The organism is Corynebacterium sp., from assembly GCF_030530965.1.
Taxonomy (GTDB): domain Bacteria; phylum Actinomycetota; class Actinomycetes; order Mycobacteriales; family Mycobacteriaceae; genus Corynebacterium.
Genome location: NZ_JAUMTY010000083.1, coordinates 1 through 4,004, shown reverse-complemented (window position 1 = coordinate 4,004; position 4,004 = coordinate 1). Strand labels below are relative to the sequence as shown.

Here is a 4,004-nt window from a genome sequence, read left to right as displayed (position 1 = left end):
ACATGATCCACAACGAGCAGCAGGGCAAAGTGTTCATGATGGGCCACTCCATGGGTGCTCTCGCGACCCAGATGTACTCCATCACCTACCCGGAGACCATCGACGCGACCATCACCAACGGCGGTGGCGTCCCGGTCAACAACTACGGGCAGAACACGCTGATGCCGGAGTACAAGCACGCCGACGGCCAGTCCTACCCGTTCTTCATCGGGCCATACCTGCCTAACGACGGCAAGCGGCCGTTCGAGCCACTCGACGCAGCTCTGGGCTACGACGTCCAAGGCGTCCTCGACCACTTCGGCGTCAAACTACCTGCCGACGCTGGAAAGCCCGTCGAGTCTCCAGAAATCCTGCAGAAGACTGAACTTCCGCCGGAGTTCCTGGCGAAAGCAGGCGTCGGCAACCCATTCAAGCTGGGTGTTGTCTCTGATCCGGATGCTCGCGATCAGCTCTCCTATGACCCGCTGAACAGCCAGATTGCTAATGCATCGACCCTCTACCAGGGTGCTGCTGCATTCCTGTACTGCGGTGCTCACGCGAAGAACTACACCAAGCCGACGCTCATCATGCACGGTGACACCGACGGCCTGGTCCCCTACCCGATGGACATCAACTGGTACAACGCAGTTGGTTCCACCGACAAGCACATGGTTCTGTGGAAAGACTCCATGCACGAAACGATGAACGAGCCCTCGCGTGACGAAGTCATCGACCGCGCAGTCGAGTTCTTGGACAACCACCTGTAAGAGGTCGTTGTGATAGCCGGCCCATTCTCGTGGCCGGCTACGTTCTGGATAACCCCCTGATAGCCCCCCCTGACAGCCGGTGAAGAGCGCTAATCCCGCGTTACTTCACCGGCTTCAGTACGTCTTGGCCCACATACGGCTGCAACGCCTCCGGGACCTTCACCGACCCGTCCGCCTGCTGGTTGTTCTCCAAAATGGCGACCAACCAGCGCGTCGTCGCTAAGGTGCCATTCAGCGTCGCCGCGATCTGCGTCTTATTGTTCTCATCGCGGTAGCGGATCCCCAGCCGACGGGCCTGGAACGTCGTACAGTTACTGGTCGACGTTAATTCGCGGTACGTGTTCTGCGTCGGCACCCATGCCTCGGTATCAAACTTTCGCGCTGCCGAGGAGCCCAAATCGCCACCGGCAACGTCGATAATGCGGTAGGGAACCTCGACGGCGGCGAGCATCTCTCGCTCCATGCTCAAGAGCTTCTGGTGCTCGGCGGCCGCATCCTCCGGCTTGCAGTAGCTGAACATTTCGACCTTATCGAACTGGTGCACGCGCAGAATTCCCCGCGTGTCCTTGCCGTACGATCCAGCCTCACGCCGGAAGCACGAGGACCAGCCCGCGTAACGCTTCGGACCAGCGGAAAGATCGATAATCTCCTTGCTGTGGTAGCCCGCTAACGCAACCTCGGAGGTGCCCACCAAGTACTGGTTGTCCTCCTGCAAGTAGTAAATCTCGTCGGCGTGCTGCCCCAGGAAACCGGTACCCGACATCGACTCCGGATTAACAATGACCGGGGTAATCATCAGTTCAAACCCGTGCTGCACGGCCTTCTGTGCCGCGAGCTGCAGCATCCCGAGCTGCAACAAAGCACCCGCGCCCTTGAGGAAGTAAAAGCGCGAGCCCGATACCTTCGCACCGCGCTCCATATCGATAATCCCCAGGGATTCCCCGAGCTCGAGGTGGTCCTTCGGCTCGAAGTCGAATTGCGGCGGGGTCCCCACTTTCTCGAGAACGACGAAGTCTTCTTCCCCGCCGGCGGGTGCGCCTTCCACGATATTGGAGATCTGCATCTGTAGGTCGTGAACCGAAGCTTCAGCAACGCGCTGAGCTTCTTCTTTTTCCTTCACGACGTTGGACAGTTCCGTTCCCCGGGCGCGCAGGCTCTCCTTTTCCTCGGGGGATGCATCGCGCATCTTCTTGCCCATGGATTTTGTATAGGCCTTGTGTTCTGCGCGTGCGGCGTCGGCAGCAGAAATAGCCTCACGTCGGGCCTGGTCAGCCTGGAGGAGTTGGTCGACGAGGCCCGGGTCTTCGCCACGGGTGCGCTGGGATTCACGGACACGGTCGGGGTCATCACGAAGCTGTTTCAGATCAATCACAGCATTAGCTTAATGGTTTTAGGGCTGTCCAGCTTCAACCGGTCAAAAAGCAAACAAGTAAGGTACAGGAATAGTACTGGAATAATAATAAGTAGTGGGCCTCATGTGGCAGCACATGCCGCGAATATACGTCGATCGCTATTAGTCAACGACCCCGGAAACGAAGGTGACGCATGAAACCGACAGTCCGACGTTCCTCAGTCATTGTCGGCCTCGTCGCACTCCTCTGTGGCGGATCAGCCGCGGGCACTTTTACCTACGCCCAGGAAAAGCATTCCGATTCCGCGTCGAACACCCCCCAAACGGCACCGGGGGAAGATAAGGAATCGAAACAAAAGTCCTTTACCAATGCTGACGCTGGGCAATGCTTGGATTGGAAGACTTCATCCGACGGCACTGTGTCCGATTTCCAAACTGTCGACTGCGCCAAGTCTCACCGCTTCGAGGTATCCCACCGGGAGAATTTGGCGGCCTACCCGGCTAGTGAATTCGGTTCGAACGCCGGTATGCCCAGCCGGAAGCGCCAAGCGGAGTTGAGCGACGAACTGTGTAAACAGCCCACGCTCAGTTACCTGGGTGGGAAGTTTGATCCTACGGGGCGGTTTACGATTGCTCCCATTTTGCCGCCGCAGAAGTCGTGGGCAGATGGTGATCGGACGCTATTGTGCGGCCTCCAGGTGACGGGGAATGATGGCCACGCCAGTGCGATTACGGGCAAAGCCGCTGATCAGGACCAGTCTCCTGTGTTTAAGCCCGGCGAGTGCGTCGCTGTTACGGAAAAGAAGGACGATAACCAGAACAAACAAACTGACGGTGATACATCCGTGGATGCAACCGCTCAGGTTGTGGATTGTAATGCTGATCACCAATATGAGGTCACGGATATCGTCGATCTAGGTGAAAAATTCAAAGAATACCCATCCACTGAAGATCAAAATGAGTATCTCAATAAGCGGTGTACTGATTCGGTCACAGCATTCATCGGGGGCGATGACAAGCTCTACAACTCCACGCTTGAACCGTTCTGGACAACGCTCACGGAGGATTCCTGGAAGGGTGGCTCCCGGAACGTCAATTGCTCTCTGATTAAAACGGGAGACAATAACTCGTTATCCACTTTGAAGGGCTCTGCAAAGGGTGAATTCACCATTAATGGCAATCCGCCCCCGCCGCAGCCGAGCCGTGCGCCCAAACGAGGAAATTAGGTTCCGTCATGATCTCCGTATCTGATGAACGGTTCGACGAACTCATCGACAAGGGCATTGACCTCATTCCCGAATCACTCCTGCGCAATATGAATAATGTTGCGTTGGTTGTCGAACCGTGGAACCGCGATAATCCCAACACCTTGGGGCTGTATGAGGGGGTCGCTCTCACCAGGCGGACGTCGTCGTATAGCTTTGCGCTCCCCGACAAAATCACGATTTACAAGGAAGCAATCTGCGCGTACTGCAATTCGGAAGAGGAATTGGTCCGCCAAGTTGCTGTCACCGTCGTCCATGAGATTGGGCATCATTTCGGTATCGACGACGACCGTCTGCATGAACTCGGCTGGGCGTGAGGGTGTATGTCCCGGCGCGGGGACCACGTGTCCCGGCGCGATGACTACCCGCGCGACAGCCGCCCAATTGTAAACATTTGTTAACGCAAGGGTTTAAAAGCCACTTTTTCCGTTAGACTCAGCGGAGCCGGTGCGTTGCGGAGTCCAACCTGGGCCCGACCTGGGCCCTACCCAGCGACGACACGGCACATCTTTTTTGACCCGACACCATGGAGGTTTACGGTGCCAGTACCCCAGTCCGACGTTGGTCGACGCGCCTACAACGACGACCGAGCCCACGTTTTCCATTCGTGGTCTGCACAGGCGGAGTTGGATCCGATTGTGA

4 protein-coding genes are annotated in these 4,004 nt (G+C 57.1%); 3 read left to right on the top strand and 1 reads right to left on the bottom strand.

The genetic code is table 11. The annotated features are described in order from the left end of the window. On the top strand, positions 1 to 746 hold a 746-nt coding region (locus Q3981_RS10140), incomplete at its 5' end, for an alpha/beta hydrolase (RefSeq protein WP_303125919.1). Positions 747 to 846: 100 nt separating this feature from the next. Here the strand turns inward: Q3981_RS10140 and serS are convergent. Beyond that, positions 847 to 2,118, bottom strand: coding sequence for a serine--tRNA ligase (gene serS / locus Q3981_RS10135; protein ID WP_303125917.1), 1,272 nt, complete (start codon positions 2,116 to 2,118; stop codon positions 847 to 849). Positions 2,119 to 2,291: 173 nt separating this feature from the next. On the opposite strand from serS, the gene Q3981_RS10130 reads away from it, so the two are divergent. Both Q3981_RS10130 and Q3981_RS10125 read left to right on the top strand, forming a co-directional pair. Continuing rightward, on the top strand, positions 2,292 to 3,323 hold the full coding sequence (locus Q3981_RS10130; protein WP_303125916.1) for a septum formation family protein: 1,032 nt from the start codon (positions 2,292 to 2,294) through the stop codon (positions 3,321 to 3,323). 8 nt (positions 3,324 to 3,331) lie between these two features. Then, complete coding sequence (locus tag Q3981_RS10125; protein WP_204087902.1) at positions 3,332 to 3,679, top strand: metallopeptidase family protein; 348 nt, start codon at positions 3,332 to 3,334, stop codon at positions 3,677 to 3,679. The last annotated feature ends 325 nt before the right edge of the window (positions 3,680 to 4,004 follow it).

Bases quoted from the DNA above. Each gene is read 5' to 3' on its own strand.
- Q3981_RS10125 (WP_204087902.1), top strand. From the start codon at position 3,332: ATGATCTCCGTATCTGATGAACGGTTCGACGAACTCATCGACAAGGGC.
- Q3981_RS10130 (WP_303125916.1), top strand. From the start codon at position 2,292: ATGAAACCGACAGTCCGACGTTCCTCAGTCATTGTCGGCCTCGTCGCA.